This is a genomic window from Vibrio iocasae, from assembly GCF_042245395.1.
GTDB lineage: Bacteria > Pseudomonadota > Gammaproteobacteria > Enterobacterales > Vibrionaceae > Vibrio > Vibrio iocasae.
Window position 1 is genome coordinate 425,284 of the sequence record NZ_CP145311.1, and the last position, 17,486, is coordinate 442,769.

Annotated in this window: 18 protein-coding genes; 8 read left to right on the forward strand and 10 right to left on the reverse strand. The window is 44.1% G+C overall.

The features are described 5' to 3' along the window. Positions 1–17 precede the first annotated feature (17 nt). Positions 18–728, reverse strand: a complete 711-nt coding sequence (locus SNR28_RS11540; RefSeq protein ID WP_375752544.1) for a YggS family pyridoxal phosphate-dependent enzyme — start codon at positions 726–728, stop codon at positions 18–20. Between the two features lie 23 nt (positions 729–751). Here SNR28_RS11540 and SNR28_RS11545 point away from each other — a divergent pair, with 23 nt between their 5' ends. After that, on the forward strand, positions 752–1,798 hold the full coding sequence (locus SNR28_RS11545) for a type IV pilus twitching motility protein PilT (RefSeq protein ID WP_375752545.1): 1,047 nt from the start codon (positions 752–754) through the stop codon (positions 1,796–1,798). An 11-nt stretch (positions 1,799–1,809) separates the two neighbouring features. After that, on the forward strand, positions 1,810–2,916 hold the full coding sequence (locus tag SNR28_RS11550) for a PilT/PilU family type 4a pilus ATPase (protein WP_375752546.1): 1,107 nt from the start codon (positions 1,810–1,812) through the stop codon (positions 2,914–2,916). A gap of 20 nt (positions 2,917–2,936) precedes the next feature. On the opposite strand, the gene ruvX is transcribed toward SNR28_RS11550, so the two are convergent. The 7 genes from ruvX to metK all read right to left on the reverse strand — a co-directional run bounded on the left by ruvX (position 2,937) and on the right by metK (position 8,004). Continuing rightward, entirely contained in the window at positions 2,937–3,359 is a 423-nt protein-coding gene (gene ruvX, locus SNR28_RS11555; protein ID WP_375752547.1) for a Holliday junction resolvase RuvX, read from the reverse strand. Beyond that, positions 3,359–3,922: a YqgE/AlgH family protein gene (locus SNR28_RS11560; RefSeq protein ID WP_375752548.1), complete on the reverse strand. Its 564-nt coding sequence runs from the start codon at positions 3,920–3,922 to the stop codon at positions 3,359–3,361. The genes ruvX and SNR28_RS11560 overlap by 1 nt, the downstream gene beginning before the upstream one ends. Before the next feature lie 25 nt (positions 3,923–3,947). Continuing rightward, a complete protein-coding gene (gene gshB / locus SNR28_RS11565) occupies positions 3,948–4,895 on the reverse strand; it encodes a glutathione synthase (RefSeq protein WP_375752550.1) in 948 nt (315 codons plus the stop codon). Between the two features lie 13 nt (positions 4,896–4,908). Next, the gene (gene rsmE / locus SNR28_RS11570) at positions 4,909–5,640 is read right to left on the reverse strand and encodes a 16S rRNA (uracil(1498)-N(3))-methyltransferase (protein ID WP_375752551.1); all 732 of its coding nucleotides are present in this window, start codon (positions 5,638–5,640) and stop codon (positions 4,909–4,911) included. Between the two features lie 87 nt (positions 5,641–5,727). Beyond that, on the reverse strand, positions 5,728–6,234 hold the full coding sequence (locus tag SNR28_RS11575; RefSeq protein WP_375752553.1) for a SprT family zinc-dependent metalloprotease: 507 nt from the start codon (positions 6,232–6,234) through the stop codon (positions 5,728–5,730). A 7-nt stretch (positions 6,235–6,241) separates the two neighbouring features. After that, positions 6,242–6,775, reverse strand: coding sequence for a molybdopterin adenylyltransferase (gene mog / locus SNR28_RS11580; RefSeq protein WP_375752555.1), 534 nt, complete (start codon positions 6,773–6,775; stop codon positions 6,242–6,244). Positions 6,776–6,852: 77 nt separating this feature from the next. Then, a complete protein-coding gene (gene metK / locus SNR28_RS11585; RefSeq protein WP_375752557.1) occupies positions 6,853–8,004 on the reverse strand; it encodes a methionine adenosyltransferase in 1,152 nt (383 codons plus the stop codon). A gap of 363 nt (positions 8,005–8,367) precedes the next feature. Between metK and tkt the strand changes: the two genes are divergently transcribed. The 5 genes from tkt (at position 8,368) to mscS (ending at position 15,289) form a co-directional block, all read left to right on the forward strand. Then, on the forward strand, positions 8,368–10,362 hold the full coding sequence (gene tkt, locus SNR28_RS11590) for a transketolase (RefSeq protein WP_375752559.1): 1,995 nt from the start codon (positions 8,368–8,370) through the stop codon (positions 10,360–10,362). Positions 10,363–10,606: 244 nt separating this feature from the next. Further along, positions 10,607–11,626 (forward strand): erythrose-4-phosphate dehydrogenase, encoded by a 1,020-nt coding sequence (epd, locus tag SNR28_RS11595; protein WP_375752561.1) that lies wholly within the window; start codon positions 10,607–10,609, stop codon positions 11,624–11,626. 198 nt (positions 11,627–11,824) lie between these two features. Beyond that, complete coding sequence (locus tag SNR28_RS11600; protein WP_375752562.1) at positions 11,825–12,988, forward strand: phosphoglycerate kinase; 1,164 nt, start codon at positions 11,825–11,827, stop codon at positions 12,986–12,988. Positions 12,989–13,139: 151 nt separating this feature from the next. Next, positions 13,140–14,216 (forward strand): class II fructose-bisphosphate aldolase, encoded by a 1,077-nt coding sequence (gene fbaA / locus SNR28_RS11605; RefSeq protein ID WP_375752564.1) that lies wholly within the window; start codon positions 13,140–13,142, stop codon positions 14,214–14,216. 203 nt (positions 14,217–14,419) lie between these two features. Then, on the forward strand, positions 14,420–15,289 hold the full coding sequence (mscS, locus tag SNR28_RS11610; RefSeq protein WP_375752565.1) for a small-conductance mechanosensitive channel MscS: 870 nt from the start codon (positions 14,420–14,422) through the stop codon (positions 15,287–15,289). Positions 15,290–15,341: 52 nt separating this feature from the next. Here mscS and SNR28_RS11615 read toward each other — a convergent pair whose 3' ends face one another. Together SNR28_RS11615 and SNR28_RS11620 are read right to left on the reverse strand one after the other, a co-directional pair. After that, complete coding sequence (locus SNR28_RS11615) at positions 15,342–15,824, reverse strand: YbaK/EbsC family protein (RefSeq protein WP_375752567.1); 483 nt, start codon at positions 15,822–15,824, stop codon at positions 15,342–15,344. A gap of 8 nt (positions 15,825–15,832) precedes the next feature. Continuing rightward, positions 15,833–16,459, reverse strand: coding sequence for a LysE/ArgO family amino acid transporter (locus tag SNR28_RS11620; RefSeq protein WP_375752568.1), 627 nt, complete (start codon positions 16,457–16,459; stop codon positions 15,833–15,835). 111 nt (positions 16,460–16,570) lie between these two features. Between SNR28_RS11620 and SNR28_RS11625 the strand changes: the two genes are divergently transcribed. Next, on the forward strand, positions 16,571–17,467 hold the full coding sequence (locus SNR28_RS11625; RefSeq protein ID WP_375752569.1) for a LysR family transcriptional regulator ArgP: 897 nt from the start codon (positions 16,571–16,573) through the stop codon (positions 17,465–17,467). Positions 17,468–17,486 lie beyond the last annotated feature (19 nt).

A 17,486-nucleotide genomic window follows, 5' to 3' on the forward strand; every position in this document is an offset into this window, starting at 1 on the left:
TTAGGGTGTGCTGCTTGTTATTTTTTGTTGGAGTAATCCCTTGCACCAAAGATAGCAGTGCCGATCCTAACCATAGTGCTTCCTGCTTCAACAGCGGCATCTAAATCTCCGCTCATTCCCATAGAAAGCGTATCCAAGCCTTCATATTTTTCATCCAGCTTGCTCTTAAGATTAGCTAAATGATTGAAGGCTGCTAGCTGGGATTGATAGTCAGATACATTGGCAGGAATTGACATCAATCCTTTTAAAGTGAGGTTTGGCAGGGAAGAAATCAACTCAGCAAGAGCAAAAACTTCCTCTTCACCAGTTCCAGACTTCGACTCTTCCCCACTGGTATTTACCTGAATAAGTACTTTAAGAGGAGGAAGTGAACCAGGACGCTGATCGTTCAAACGTTGGGCGATTTTCCCTCGGTCAACGGAGTGCACCCAGTCGAAGCTTTCAGCAACAAGCTTTGTCTTGTTGGATTGCAATGGACCAATAAAGTGCCATTCAAGCTGTGTATCTGCATGTTGCGCTGCAAAATATGCGATCTTTTCTACACCTTCCTGAACATAATTTTCGCCAAATGCGCGTTGTCCGGCTTCGATCGCCTGCTCAATGGCTTCTACTGGCTTAGTCTTACTTACTGCGAGTAGTTGCACGGAATTTTGTTGTCTACCACACTTAACTTCAGCATCGTGGATTTGTTTGATGACCTGTTCGATATTTTGTTGAATACTAGACATAAATAACTTTTTAGGAAAATGAAATGGATATCGCCGAATTACTGCAATTTAGTGTAAAGCATAATGCGTCAGATCTACATCTTTCTGCAGGTGTACCTCCTATGATAAGGATAGATGGTGATGTAAGAAAGCTCGGAGTTCCAGCATTTAGTCATTCAGACGTCCATAAGTTAGTGTTTGATATTATGAATGATGCACAAAGAGCAGAATATGAGGAAAAATTGGAAGTCGATTTCTCGTTCGAGTTGCCTCAGATTGGGCGCTTTCGTGTCAATGCGTTTAACCAGAGCAGAGGCTGCGCAGCGGTATTCAGAACGATTCCTACCCGTATTCCATCTCTTGATGAACTGGAAGCACCAGATATTTTTAATGAAATTGCTAATTATGAAAAAGGGTTGGTTTTAGTTACAGGTCCCACAGGCTCAGGCAAATCAACTACATTAGCTGCGATGGTGGACTACATCAATCAGCATCACAACAAGCATATTCTGACTATTGAAGACCCTATTGAGTTTGTGCATGAAAACAGCAAATGTCTGATAAACCAAAGAGAAGTTCATAGAGACACTCATAGCTTCAAAGCGGCCCTTCGTTCAGCCCTTCGAGAAGATCCGGATGTTATTTTGGTGGGAGAGCTTCGTGATCAGGAAACGATCAGTCTGGCACTGACAGCCGCTGAAACAGGGCACCTGGTTTTCGGTACTTTGCATACCAGCTCTGCAGCAAAAACCATTGATCGAATTATTGATGTATTTCCTGGTGAAGATAAAAATATGGTTCGCTCTATGCTTTCTGAATCCTTGCGGGCCGTTATCGCTCAGAAACTGTTAAAGCGTATTGGGGGAGGCCGTGTCGCGTGTCATGAAGTCATGATTGCTAATAGTGCTATTCGAAACCTTATTCGGGAAGATAAAGTTGCTCAAATGCAGTCAATCATTCAAACCGGAGCAGCAACTGGTATGAAGACTATGGAGCAGGGAGCAAAACAGCTTCTGGCTCAGGGTCAGGTAGAGCAACAGGAAGTGAACAAGAAAATAGAAACAACCACCTTATCTGTTACCGGCTTCTAGAGGACGTTGAAATGCTACTGGATTCTGCGCTCAATCAAATGATCGAAAACAAGGCGTCTGATCTTTATATCACTGTTGGTGCACCATGCTTTTTACGTATCGATGGTGAGTTAAAAGAGATTAGTGCATCCATGGACGAAGAGCATGTGTTTCAGGTTCTTGACTCTTGTATGGATACCGAGCGTAAACAAGAGTTTTTGGGCACGAAAGAGGCGAACTTCGCCATTGTTCGTGATAATGGCCGATTTCGGGTCAGCGCTTTTTTCCAGCGAGAACTTCCCGGTGCAGTCATTCGTCGAATTGAAACAGAAATTCCGACGATTGAACAACTTCACCTACCTGCAACAATGAAAGATTTGGCAGTAGCTAAACGAGGACTGGTGTTGGTAGTCGGGGCGACAGGCTCGGGTAAGTCGACAACCATGGCTGCTATGACTGGGTACAGGAATGAGCAGAGAAGCGGTCATATTCTGACGGTAGAAGACCCTATTGAGTTTGTGCATCAACATAATAAGTGCATTGTGACTCAGCGTGAGGTTGGGCTTGATACGGAGAGCTTTGAAGTTGCATTAAAGAATTCGCTAAGGCAGGCTCCGGATATGATTCTGATTGGTGAAATTCGTACTCGTGAAACCATGGAGTACGCAATGAACTTTGCTGAAACAGGTCACCTCTGTATGGCTACTCTGCATGCAAACAACGCTAATCAGGCGTTAGAGCGAATTTTGAATCTGGTTCCTAAGGATGCCAGAGAGCAGTTTCTGTTTGATCTTTCGGTAAATTTAAAGGGCATTATCGGCCAACAGCTTATTCGTGACAAAAATGGTAAAGGGCGTCACGGTTGCTTCGAGTTGCTGCTGAACACACCTCGTGTATCTGATTTAATTCGACAAGGTAATTTACATGAGATTAAAGCGGCAATGAGTCGTTCAAATGAGAGTGGAATGATGACGTTTGATCAGTCACTTTATCAGCTTGTGTCGAAAGATAAGATCTCTGAAGAAGATGCTCTGCATAATGCAGATTCTGCAAATGACTTACGTATGATGTTGAAAATTAAGCGTGGGGATATTGCTGGTGGAAATTCGCTAGATCATGTAACGATAGATATGGATTAGCAAATAATAGTAGTGGGGGCTTACCCCCACTGTGCTTCAAACCAGCTTTCAAGAATGACAACGGCTGATTGACAGTCGATGTTTCCTTTACTCAAAGCCTTATAACCGCCCATTTCAAAAAGTTCAGCGCGAGCTTCTGCTGTGGATAAACGTTCATCATGCAGTTCAACCTGTAATCCAAACCTTCCATGCAGACGATTGGCAAATTTCTTAGCTCTAGGGGTAATTGCTTCAAGATCTTTACCGTATAGGTCTGTTGGCAGACCGACAACCAGAAGATCCGGTTTCCATTCTTTAATCTGCTTTTCGATTTCATCCCAGTTCGGTATGCCATCATTGGCTTTGAACGCCTTTAAAGGAGAGGCTGTTCCCGTTATTTCCTGACCTATGGCACTACCAATACTCTTGGTACCGTAATCGAAAGCCATAATTGTTTTACTCATCACGCATGTCCTGCATCTGTTGAAAGCTGCGCGGCATCAATACCCAGCATTTCAACTGCTTTACTCCAGCGTTCCTGAACCGGGGTGTCAAAGATAACGCTTGGGTCTGCTTCCACAGTTAACCAGGAGTTATCAGCGAGCTCGTTTTCAAGCTGTCCAGCAGTCCAACCGGAGTAGCCCAATGCTACGATGTAGTCTTTTGGTTCCGCTTCTGTGCCGAGGACACCAAGTATATCTTTAGAAGTGGTTACCGAAAGATCGTCGGTCATATTGACGCTGGAGTGGTACTTATCTTTAGGTCTGTGAAGGATGAATCCTCGATCCTCAGAGACAGGACCACCACTCAACACCTGTTTAGTCAGACTGTTTTGGTTGACCTGAGGGTGAGCAGATTCAACATCAACCTGTTTTAGCATGCCACCCACAGTAATATCGATAGGGGCGTTGACGATAAGTCCCATCGCCCCTTCGTCGTTGTGTTCACAGATATAGATAACAGATCGTTTAAAAAACGGGTCCTGCATACCAGGCATCGCTACAAGAAAATGATTAGCTAAATTCATGTTATCTCTCCCGTGCTAAGACTTGTTATTTGCCAAGTCTTCTCTCAATTGCATCCATCAGCTTACCTGTAATAGACACGTCAAACGCAGCTTCTATTTCACGAATACAGGTTGGGCTGGTTACATTTATTTCTGTTAGCTTGTCGCCGATAACATCAAGACCTACAAAGATAAGGCCTTTTTCTTTTAGTGTAGGTGCAACTGCTTGCGCAATTTTGAGATCAGTCTCACTTAATGGTCTTGCTTCGCCTGTACCACCTGCTGCCAAATTGCCTCGGGTCTCTCCCTTAGCAGGAATACGTGCTAAGCAATATGGCATTGGTTCACCATCGACGACTAAAATACGCTTATCACCATTACTGATATCAGGAACAAATGTCTGAGCCATTGCATAGTTCTGACCGTGGTTAGTTAGTGTCTCGATTATTACCGATACATTTGGGTCGTTTTGCTTAACACGGAAGATAGAAGCACCACCCATACCATCAAGAGGCTTCAGGATGACATCACCATGCTCTGCCTGAAATTCGCGGATCTTCTCAGCTTTGCGGGTAACGATAGTTGTTGGGGTCAGCTCTGGGAACCATGCTGTAAATAGCTTCTCGTTGCAGTCACGCAGACTCTGAGGTTTGTTGACAATAAGAGTACCTTTTTCTTCTGCACGTTCCAGAATGTAGGTTGCGTAGATGTACTCAGTATCGAACGGAGGATCTTTACGCATCAGAACGGCATCAAGCTCAGAAAGCTCGATGGTTTGCTCAGACTTAAACTCGTACCAGCCGTTTGGGTCTTCTTTTAGCTCAACAACTTTGGTATCTGCTACAGCTGTGCCCTGATCAAGATGAAGGTCATTCATCTCCATATAGTGAATTTCGTAACCGCGTTTCTGTGCTTCAAGCATCATGGCAAAACTTGAATCTTTTTTGATGTTAATGGACGAAATCGGGTCCATTACTATGCCTAGCTTAATCATTGTTTTCTCCAAATTAACCAAGGTCGCCAAAACGAACTTGTAATGCTGTAATTGCAGTGAGTGCTGCGGTTTCTGTTCTCAGGACACGAGGTCCTAAAAGTGTTTCTTCAAACTTGTGTTCTTCGGTCATTTGGATCTCTTCTGATGAGAGACCGCCTTCAGGGCCAATTAACAAACGTACTTTTTCAACTGGCTCCGGAAGAGTATTGATTGAGTATTTTGCTCTTGGATGCAAATTGAGTTTTAGAGCATCATCCTGCTCGGCACACCAGTCTTCCAGTTTCATCAGTGGTCTTACTATAGGCAATCGGTTCCGGCCACACTGTTCGCAAGCTGCAACAGCGATCTTTTGCCATTGAGCAAGCTTCTTCTCAAATCTCTTTGGGTCGAGTTTTACACCACAACGTTCTGAGATCAAAGGTGTAATAGTATTGACGCCAAGTTCCACTGATTTTTGTATAGTGAACTCCATTTTTTCACCACGAGAGACAACTTGGCCCAGGTGGATATCTAATGGAGATTCAATGTCTTTCTCGATTTTCTCAAGGATTTCTACCTGCACATTCTTTTTGGTGACTTCTGTGATTTTGGCTGGAAACTCCGCACCACTTCCGTCAAATAAAAGCACTTCTTGTTCAGGTTTCATTCGAAGAACTCGCCCAACGTGTCCGGCTGCATCTTCACTAAGAAAAACTGCGCCTAGCTGGTTGATTGTCTCCGGGTGATAAATACGTGGAACTCGCATGCCAGTTGTATCCTGAAAGAAAATAAATAACTTTCCATAACATGGATGCAGAGGATTAAAAAAACAAGGGTTCTGTATGCTTTAGGTTCAGGTTAGTTGCTTGCCAGTGAATACCAAGGGTTGTCTGCAGCTTTTGCACATATAGTTGGCTTGTTGTCTGAGAACCTTGTTGTGACGTCTTATAGAGAGCGGATAGCATTCACAGCGGCATTTATATTCGAAGGTTTTTCCCTGAACAGAAGCAACTTCAAAGCTGTGGGTAGTCTTGGCTGGAATGCGAAACACTTTTTCCATCACCATTTTCCACTCATGACCATGGGGACGCACTTTGCCAAAAATCTGATAAGTGACTAGGTGGGCTATCTCATGTGGAATGACTTCATCGATAAATGCCTGATAGTTTTCCTGAAACAAGACAGGGTTTAGACGAACTTGGTTTGTTTGCAAATAAGCCTTTCCAGCCGCCTTGCCGCGAAGCTTGAAGCTTATCTCTGGTTGAGAGAAAGCCCGTTGAAAAGCGATTTCAGCCCGGTGAATGCACCAGGCTGCTTTTTTTTGAATATCTTCTTCAAAAGCTGAAGGAAATTCAGTCATGTTCCGTTTACTTTTTCTTAGGACGGAAAGGCTTGATCACTTCTTCATTGCACTCAAGGTATGGGCCTTCCATAAGGTCTATGCAGTATGGGATCGCAGGGAATACTGCATCCAAACATTCGCGGATAGACTTTGGTTTACCTGGAAGGTTTACAATTAAGCTATCTTCTCGCAACCCAGCGGTTTGACGAGAAAGAATGGCTGTTGGAACAAATTTCAAGGACTCTGCACGCATCAGTTCACCAAACCCTGGCATCATGCGATCACATACCGCTTCAGTGGCTTCCGGAGTTACATCGCGTTTCGCTGGACCAGTACCACCAGTCGTTACGATCAGGCTGCAGTTTTCCTCGTCAGCCATCTTAATTAGAGTTGCTTCAATAACGTCTTGCTCATCAGGAATAACCTCATATACAGGCTCCCATTCAGATACAAGATAGTCGTTTAGTGTCTCGATAATGGCTTTGCCAGAAATATCTTCGTAAACACCAGCGCTTGCACGGTCGCTAACGGTAACAATACCAATCTTCGCTTTTGTCATTATTATGTTGTCCTATAAAAAACGGGGTGCAGAATGCACCCCGATTATCTGTCTTTAAGCTAAGAAAATCTATTTGCTTATTTTAGACCTGCGAACTCACGAATCAGAGCTGCTTTGTCTGTTGCTTCCCATGGGAACTCTTCACGGCCAAAGTGACCATAAGCAGCTGTCTTCTTGTAGATAGGCTGAAGCAGGTTCAGCATCTCTTGCAGACCGTATGGGCGAAGATCGAAGAACTGACGTACCGCTTCGATGATGATGTCGTGAGATACTTTTTCAGTACCGAAAGTTTCAACCATGATTGAAGTTGGATCAGCAACACCAATCGCGTAAGAAAGCTGAATTTCACAGCGGTCAGCAAGACCAGCAGCTACTACGTTCTTCGCTACATAACGTGCTGCGTATGCTGCAGAGCGGTCAACTTTTGATGGATCTTTACCAGAGAAAGCACCACCACCGTGACGAGCTGCACCACCGTAAGTGTCAACGATGATCTTACGACCAGTCAGACCACAGTCACCCATTGGGCCACCGATTACAAAACGACCGGTTGGGTTGATGAAGTACTTAGTCTCTTTGTTTAGCCACTCAGAAGGAAGAACGGGCTTAATGATCTCTTCCATTACTGCTTCACGCAGGTCTGGAGTAGAGATTGAATCGCAGTGCTGAGTTGAAAGAACAACGGCATCGATACCGACAATCTTACCCTGGTCGTACTGGAAAGTTACCTGAGATTTTGCATCAGGACGTAGCCAGTCAAGACCACCTTTACGTACTTCAGCCTGCTTTTGCACAAGTAGGTGAGAGTATGTAATTGGTGCAGGCATTAGTACGTCAGTTTCGTTTGTTGCGTAACCGAACATGATGCCCTGGTCACCAGCGCCTTGCTCTTTAGGGTCTGCTTTATCAACACCCTGGTTGATGTCAGGAGACTGCTTACCAATGGTGTTCAGTACTGCACAAGAGTCCGCATCGAAACCCATGTCAGAGTGTACATAACCGATTTCACGAACAGTTTCACGAGTGAGTTCTTCGATATCAACCCATGCAGAGGTAGTGACTTCACCACCAACCATAACCATGCCGGTTTTAACGTAAGTTTCACATGCAACACGAGCTTTAGGATCTTGCTCAAGGATTGCATCTAGTACTGCGTCAGAGATCTGATCCGCGATTTTATCCGGATGGCCTTCTGATACAGATTCAGAAGTAAATAGGTGCTTAGCCATGATAGTCAGCTCCAATTAAGAGTGAAAAAGGATGCAACTAGCACCCTCTAAATAATAGTTTATGGAAACACCATACGTTTGGGTGTTTCGACATCTGGACGTCTATTTTAGTTTCAGATTACATAATTACAAGAAAAATTTGTGTATTGGGGCCACATTTATGTGTTGAAAATCCATATGAAAAATAGGGTTTCAGCTCGAAAGTAACGTATTTTCTATGGGGAAAACGATTGCAGTCAAAAGGGGGCTTTGAGAGAATAGGCGCGCTAAATTACCGGATAAAATTTAGTAATTACGAATAACACGAATTTTATCGTTATTTATACCCTTTATACGAATTCGCTTATCTATTCAGGAGCAGACATGCCGTCTCAAAAAGAACTAGCCAATGCAATCCGTGCACTAAGCATGGATGGTGTTCAACAAGCTAACTCAGGTCACCCAGGTGCACCTATGGGTATGGCTGATATCGCCGAAGTACTTTGGCGTGGCCACATGAACCATAACCCACAAAACCCAGAGTGGGCTGACCGCGACCGCTTTATCCTTTCAAACGGCCACGGCTCAATGCTGATATACTCTCTGCTTCACCTGACTGGTTACGAGCTGTCTATCGATGACCTGAAGAACTTCCGTCAACTTCACTCGAAAACTCCGGGCCACCCAGAGTACGGCTATGCACCAGGTATCGAAACAACAACCGGTCCGCTGGGTCAGGGTATTACTAACGCAGTCGGTATGGCGATGGCAGAGCGTGCTCTTGCAGAGCAGTTCAACAAAGAAGGTCACGACATCGTTGACCACTACACCTATGCATTTATGGGTGACGGCTGTCTGATGGAAGGTGTTTCTCACGAAGCATGTTCTCTGGCGGGTACACTGGGTCTTGGCAAGCTAATCGCATTTTGGGATGACAACGGCATCTCTATCGATGGTCACGTTGAAGGCTGGTTTGCAGACGACACGCCTAAGCGTTTCGAAGCTTACGGCTGGCATGTTATCGCTGACGTTGATGGTCACGATGCAGCAGCAATCGACGCGGCAATCATCAGAGCGAAAGCAGACCCTCGTCCAACACTTATCTGTACTAAAACTATCATCGGTTTTGGTTCTCCTAACAAGTCTGGCTCTCACGACTGTCACGGTGCACCACTGGGTCACGAAGAAATCGCAGCTGCTCGTGAATTCCTGGGTTGGGAACATGGTCCATTTGAAATCCCTGCTGATATTGCAGCGCAGTGGGATGCAAAAGAAGCAGGCGCAGCGAAAGAAGCAGACTGGAATGCGAAGTTTGAAGCATACGCAGCCGCTTACCCTGAGCTGGCAGCTGAATTCAAGCGTCGTGTAAACGGTGAACTACCTGCTGAGTGGGAAGAGAAGACATCAGCCATCATCGCTGACCTTCAGGCAAACCCTGCAAACATCGCATCACGTAAAGCCTCTCAGAACGCTCTAGAAGCGTTCGGTGCTATGCTACCAGAGTTCATGGGTGGTTCTGCTGACCTTGCACCTTCTAACCTGACTATGTGGTCTGGTTCTAAGTCGCTGACTCGTGAAGACTTCTCTGGTAACTACATCCACTACGGTGTACGTGAGTTCGGTATGACGGCTATCATGAACGGTATCGCGCTTCACGGTGGCTTTGTTCCTTACGGTGCAACCTTCCTAATGTTTATGGAATACGCTCGTAACGCAATGCGTATGGCTGCGCTAATGAAAGTTCAGAACATTCAGGTTTACACGCACGACTCTATCGGTCTGGGTGAAGATGGTCCTACGCACCAGCCTGTTGAGCAAATGGCTTCTCTACGTGTGACGCCAAATATGAGTACATGGCGTCCATGTGACCAGGTTGAATCAGCAGTTGCCTGGAAATACGCTATCGAGCGTAAAGATGGCCCGACTTCTCTTATTTTCTCTCGTCAGAACCTTGCACAGCAAGAGCGTGATGCAGAGCAGGTAGCGAACATTGCGAAAGGTGCTTACATCCTGAAAGATTGTGATGGCAAGCCAGAGCTTATCTTCATCGCAACAGGTTCAGAAGTTGAGCTAGCAGTAGAGGCAGCAGCAGTACTAACGGCTGAAGGTAAGAAGGTACGCGTCGTATCTATGCCTGCAACGGACGTATTTGATGCGCAAGACGCTGAGTACCGTGAATCTGTACTGCCTTCTGATGTGACAGCTCGTGTTGCTATCGAAGCAGGTATTGCTGATTACTGGTACAAGTACGTAGGTTTCGACGGTCGCATTATCGGTATGACAACCTTCGGTGAATCTGCACCAGCAGGTGAGCTATTCAAGATGTTTGGCTTCACTGTTGAAAATGCAATTGAGACAGCGAAAGAGCTACTTGCTTAATTGAACTAAGCAATCACTACTATCAGAGCCGGGCTATAAATGCCCGGCTTTTTCTTATGCATCGTAAAGATATAGGTGGAAATGATTCCACAAACCGCTGCAAGTCATCCCTGAGCGCTTAAACAAGGGCATCCATGCCCTTGAATGTTTGTTCCATCACAACCACCTATATCAAAGTGTTTTCCTCTTTAGTTCTAATTAAAGTAATATCCTTATCCTGAATACAAAAGAGATAATAAATAAAATGCTTAGAGTCGCTATTAACGGGTTTGGTCGTATAGGTCGTAATGTTCTTCGTGCGTTATATGAAAGTGGAAAGCGAGAGCAGATCCAGGTTGTTGCAGTTAATGAACTGGCTCAGCCGGATGCGATGGCGCATCTTCTTCAGTACGATACTAGCCATGGTCGTTTTGGTAAGAAAGTAACCAACGATCAGGAACACCTGTTTATCCATAACGACGATAACAGCTTTGACTCGGTACGCATCCTTCATCTGGCGGATATTGAGTTATTACCGTGGCGCGATTTGAACGTTGATATTGTTTTTGACTGTACAGGTGTCTTTGGCAATAAAGCCGATGGTGAGAAACATATCGCGGCAGGGGCTAAAAAAGTTCTATTTTCTCACCCCGGTGCGAATGATCTCGATAATACGATCATCTACGGTGTTAACCATGAAACACTTAAGCCTGAACATAATATCGTTTCCAACGGCTCCTGCACCACAAACTGTATTGTTCCTATCATCAAAGTTCTTGATGAAGCCTTTGGTATTCAGTCTGGCACTATTACCACCATTCACTCATCAATGAACGATCAGCAGGTTATTGATGCTTACCACTCAGATTTAAGACGAACTCGTGCAGCCAGCCAATCTATAATTCCGGTGGATACAAAACTTCACAAAGGAATTGAAAGAATTTTTCCGAAATTTTCCAACAAATTTGAAGCAATTTCGGTTAGAGTACCAACCGTTAACGTCACTGCGATGGATTTGAGTGTAACAATCAATACAAATGTGAAAGTTAATGACGTAAATCAAACCATCATAGAGGCGTCTCAGTGTACATTACGTCACATTGTTGACTATACTGAATCTCCTCTGGTTTCGATTGATTTTAACCACGATCCGCATAGTGCGATTGTCGATGGTACGCAGACCAGAGTAAGTGACGGTCATCTGGTAAAAATGCTGGTTTGGTGTGACAACGAATGGGGTTTTGCCAACCGGATGCTGGATACCGCATTAGTTATGTCTAAGTAACATATTTATTAAGTCTATGTTTTCTTAGCATACTTTAACTACCATTGAGCCGTAGGTAGAACAGGGATGAAAATATTTATTTCAAGTCTTGAAAAAAATATCAATATCCCCAAAATAAATAGCAGTAAAGAATTTAATGGTCTGGCATAAAGCCAGGCTAATCAAACTTTCTAAATTTATAAATCGAGAGGACGAACCATGTCTGTAATCAAGATGACTGACCTGGACCTAGCAGGTAAACGCGTATTTATCCGTGCTGACCTTAATGTGCCAGTAAAAGATGGCAAAGTAACTTCTGATGCACGTATTCTTGCATCTCTTCCAACTATCAAGCTATGTCTTGAAGCTGGTGCAAAAGTAATGGTTACTTCTCACCTAGGTCGCCCAACTGAAGGTGAATACGCAGAAGAGTTCTCTCTACAGCCTGTAGTTAACTACCTAAACGACGCTCTAGACTGTGGCGTTAAACTGGCTAAAGATTACCTAAACGGTCTTGAGCTAAACGCTGGTGAGCTAGTTGTTCTTGAAAACGTTCGCTTCAACAAAGGCGAGAAGAAGAACGAAGAAGAACTTTCTAAGAAATACGCTGCACTATGTGATGTATTCGTAATGGATGCATTTGGTACAGCTCACCGTGCACAAGCTTCAACTCACGGTGTTGGTATGAACGCTCCTGTAGCGTGTGCTGGTCCTCTACTTGCTGCTGAGCTTGAAGCTCTAGGTAAAGCAATGGATAACCCAGAGCGTCCACTAGTAGCTATCGTTGGTGGTTCTAAGGTTTCTACTAAGCTGACTGTTCTTGAGTCTCTATCTAAAGTTGCTGACCAGCTTGTAGTTGGTGGTGGTATTGCAAACACATTCATCGCAGCTGATGGCCACAATGTTGGTAAATCTCTATACGAAGCAGACCTTGTTGAGACTGCTCAGAAGCTAATGAAAGAGTGTTCAATCCCAGTTGCAACTGACGTAGCTTGTGCAAAAGCATTTGATGAAAACGCTGAAGCAGAAATCAAGAACGTTGCAGACGTAGCTGACGATGACATGATCTTCGACCTTGGTCCTGATTCAACAGCGGCTCTTGCTGAAATCATCGGCAATGCTAAGACTATTCTTTGGAATGGCCCTGTAGGCGTATTCGAATTCAAGAACTTCGAAGCTGGTACAGCTGGCATCTCTAAAGCAATCGCAGAATCAGCTGGCTTCTCTGTAGCTGGTGGTGGTGACACTCTAGCTGCTATCGACAAGTTCGGTATCAAAGCAGACGTTTCTTACATCTCTACAGGTGGCGGTGCTTTCCTTGAGTTTGTTGAAGGTAAAGTACTACCTGCAGTAGCAATGCTTGAAGAGCGTGCTAAAGCTTAATTAATTGATTTATAAGGCGGGAAATTTTTTCCCGCTTTCTTGTTTGCTGAGGTTGCCATTTTGTTGCTAAAATGCCGCACGTTGTAAGCAAACGATTGCAAAATTCGATTGTAATTTTTAATTTTATACGACAGAAAATAGGACTTATTCCATGTCTAAGATCTTCGATTTCGTAAAGCCAGGTGTTATCTCTGGTGATGACGTACAAAAAGTATTTGAAGTTGCTAAAGAAAACAACTTCGCTCTACCAGCAGTAAACTGTGTAGGTACTGACTCTGTAAACGCAGTACTAGAAGCAGCTGCTAAAGTTAAAGCTCCAGTAATCGTTCAGTTCTCTAACGGTGGTGCAGCTTTCTTCGCTGGTAAAGGTCTAAAACTAGAAGGTCAGGGCAACCAGATTCTTGGTGCTGTAGCTGGTGCTAAGTACGTTCACGCTGTAGCTGAGTCTTACGGTGTACCTGTAATTCTTCACACTGACCACGCAGCTAAGAAACTTCTTCCTTGGATCGACGGTCTTCTAGATGCTGGTGAAGAGTTCTTCGCTCAAACTGGTAAGCCTCTATTCTCTTCTCACATGATTGACCTTTCTGAAGAGTCTCTAGAAGAGAACATCGAAATTTCTGCTAAGTACCTAGAGCGCATGGCTAAAATGAACATGACTCTAGAAATCGAACTAGGTTGTACTGGTGGTGAAGAAGATGGCGTTGATAACTCTGATATGGACGCATCTGAGCTTTACACTTCTCCTGAAGACGTTGCATACGCTTACGAGAAACTAAACGCTGTAAGCCCACGTTTCACAATCGCAGCTTCTTTCGGTAACGTACACGGTGTATACAAGCCAGGTAACGTTGTTCTAACTCCAACTATCCTACGTGACTCTCAGGCATACTGTGCAGAGAAGTTCGGTATTGCACCTAACGCTCTAAACTTCGTATTCCACGGTGGTTCTGGTTCTTCTCAAGAAGAAATCCAAGAGTCTATCGGCTACGGTGTAATCAAAATGAACATCGATACTGATACTCAGTGGGCATGTTGGGATGGTATCCGTGCATACGAAGCGGAAAACCGTGACTTCCTACAAGGCCAGATTGGTAACCCAACTGGTGACGACGCACCTAACAAGAAGTACTACGATCCTCGCGTATGGCTACGTGCTGGTCAGGCTTCTATGGTTACTCGTCTTGAGCAGGCGTTCGCTGACCTTAACGCTGTAGACGTACTATAATTCGTCTCTAGCTAAGAGTTGATAAACCGCTCTTCGGAGCGGTTTTTTTATACCTGCAATTTCTTAGATTTAGAGCAAATGCTAAATTGTTATTATTTATTGGTTAAGAATCTGGATCTTACCCTTAAGTGTGCGTTATTTTAAATCCATTAAGTGCCCATCTACTTAATTAATATATAACTACAGCTCTAAGGGAAAATAACATGGCCGTTGAAGAAAAAGTGGCAGAAACTGTCACAGAGGTAACGGAAAGTATCTCAAATATGGAAGCCTGGCTTACCAACAACTCAGAACTGCTTATTCAATATGGTGTGAATATCCTTTCTGCGGTGATTATACTGTTTATCGGTAACATTATTGTTAAGACGATAGCGGGTAGTGTCGCCAAAGTTCTTGAAAAACGCGAAATGGATAAAGCGGTTGTTGATTTTATATCCGCCCTTGTTCGTTACTTGTTGTTTGTTATTGTTCTGATTGCTGCGTTAGGGCGAATTGGTGTCCAGACAGCATCCGTGGTAGCGGTAATCGGTGCCGCAGGTTTAGCCGTCGGTCTGGCTTTGCAGGGGTCATTATCAAACTTTGCTGCGGGTGTGCTAATTGTTGCGTTTCGTCCGTTTAAATCGGGTGACTATGTAGAAATTGGTGGGGTTGCCGGCTCTGTTGAATCTATTCAGATTTTCCAGACCGTACTGAAAACACCAGATAATAAGATGATAGTTGTACCAAACGGCTCCGTTATCGGTGGTCCTATCGTGAACTATTCTCGTCATGATACTCGACGCATAGATTATGTTATCGGTGTTTCATATAGCGCGGATCTTCAGAAAACAAAAGAGATTATTGAAGCGACGCTAAAGGCTGATAGCCGTATTCTAAAAGAGCCAGGAATTCAGGTTGGTGTGGTGGAGCTTGCGGATTCTTCAGTAAACTTTGTCGCTCGACCATGGGTAAAAACTGAAGATTACTGGGCAGTATACTTTGATGCTCTACAGGCGATGAAAGAAGCGCTGGATGACGCTGGAATTGAAATACCTTTCCCACAAATGGATGTTCATCTAGATAAGGTGAATTAATCGATACTGATCTACTACTAGCGCAGGGCTTTAATCCCTGCGCTTTTTGATACTAGATAAAATGAACGGTATTTAATGTGTGTTCGAGAAGTGGTTTCAGATCACTACCATTAAAACCGAAGGTAAGCTCTGGATGCCCAGGTGTATAGAGAATTTCGTCTTTTTCCAGAAGCTCTTTGTCTACAACTATCTGAATATTTTGTGGTAAGCCAAATGGACACACCGCTCCTGGTACACAACCTATCTCTGCTGTCATCTCCTCATTACTGCAAATAGAGACTCGTTTGCCTAGTGCTTTCTGAACAGGTTTTCTGTCCAGTCGTTTATCTTTCTCTGTCAGGTAAAGAGCAAAGCCCCCACTTTTCATTTTAAGGAATAGACTCTTGCTGTGTGTACCTGTCCAGCCTAATTTTTTTGCTACTTTCTCATCTGTTTCAAAGTCCAGAATAGGTTCGTGCTCCCATGAGTTATAGGAGATCCCTGTCTGATCAAACAGAGATAAGTTCTTTTGATAGATTTCTTCCAGCAGTTTCATTTACACACTCACAGGTATTGCAGCCAAAGCTCTTTTATAAGTGAGCCAGCAATGATAAACATGATTATAGCCACAACTATATCAATGGCTTTTTTTACCGATGGCCTGGAAAGCATAGGGGCTGCTTTTGCTGCACCAATTGAGAGGCCGAAGAACCATACAACTGACGCAATCATCGTCCCAAGTGCAAAAGCGATTCTATCGTTGCTTTCAAACTGCCCACCAATGGACCCAAGAACGACGACCGTATCCAAGTAGACATGAGGGTTGAGAACGGTAACGGCTAAAGCGCCCAAGATAACGGCTTTTCGGCCTTTAGTTACATCGCTTAACTCTAGCTCGTCATCATTATTGCTAAAGGCGCTTTTCAATGAGAGGTAGCCATAATACGAAAGAAAGGCGATACCACCCAGAGTCACCAGCGTTAGCAAGACTTCGTTTTGAGATAGCAGAGCACCGCCACCGAATATGCCCAAAGAGATAAACAGAATATCCAGACTACTGCACAGTGTCGCTGTGGTCAGGTGGTGGTTGCGCTTTATTCCCTGATTAAGCACATAAGCATTTTGTGCACCAATAGGAATAATCATGCTGGCTCCTAAGCTGAAGCCCTGAAGTAATATCCAAAAGTTCAAATTGATACCGTAATGTTGCGTTGAGTTGAAATTAAGTTTAATGAAATCCATTTTATAAATTAAACTAATAATATTAATCTATAATAAGTTTAACTTATGTGATGGTAAAAAATGCGTGGATTAGACTATCGATGGATAGAAGCATTGGAGGCGGTAATCACCTATCGCAGCTTTGAGCGCGCGGCACAGAAACTTTTTATTTCTCAGTCTGCGGTGTCTCAGAGAATTAAACAGCTTGAGAAGTGGTCTTCTCAGGCCGTACTGATCAGAGAGCAGCCACCAAGAGCTACCCTGACTGGGCAAAAACTACTTGGGCTATACAAGCGAGTGCGTTTGTTGGAACAGGACTTGTTACCCGATCTGGATATTAATGATAGTGAGCAGGTATTGGATGTTTCCATTGCTACTAACGCGGACACGCTGGCGACCTGGTTGCTGTCAAGTCTGGCAGAACTATTGAAGCACTCTAATTTGGCTATCAACCTGAATGTCGATGATGAACATCGAACATTAGAAAAGCTACGAATTGGCGAAGTGGTAGGAGCGGTCAGTATTGAGCCGGAGTCTATTCCTGGTTGTGTGGCAGATTATCTCGGGACAATGGAATACATTTGTGTCGCTAGCCCTGAATTTTGTGAAAAATATTTTGCGTATGGCATATCTAAAGATGCGTTGTTGCAAGCGCCAGCCGTTGTATTTAACCAGTATGACCATATGCACGAGAAGTTTATCCAGCAGCATTTCGGGCTTTCGATTAGTCATGTGGTAAAGCATACCGTCAGGAGCTCGGAAGCATTTGTACAGATGGCGACTTTGGGGATTGCGTACTCTTTGATCCCTAGGCCGCAAATAGAAAAAGAGCTAGATAGTGGACAGCTGATCAATATCACTCCTCATCTTAGTATTCCTCATAAGTTATACTGGCACCATTGGCAACTGGAGAGTGGCGTTTTGAAAAAACTCTCAGAGACTATTACCAACTACGCTCGCGAATACCTTCCTCAATGATATGTATCTTGGTGTACAA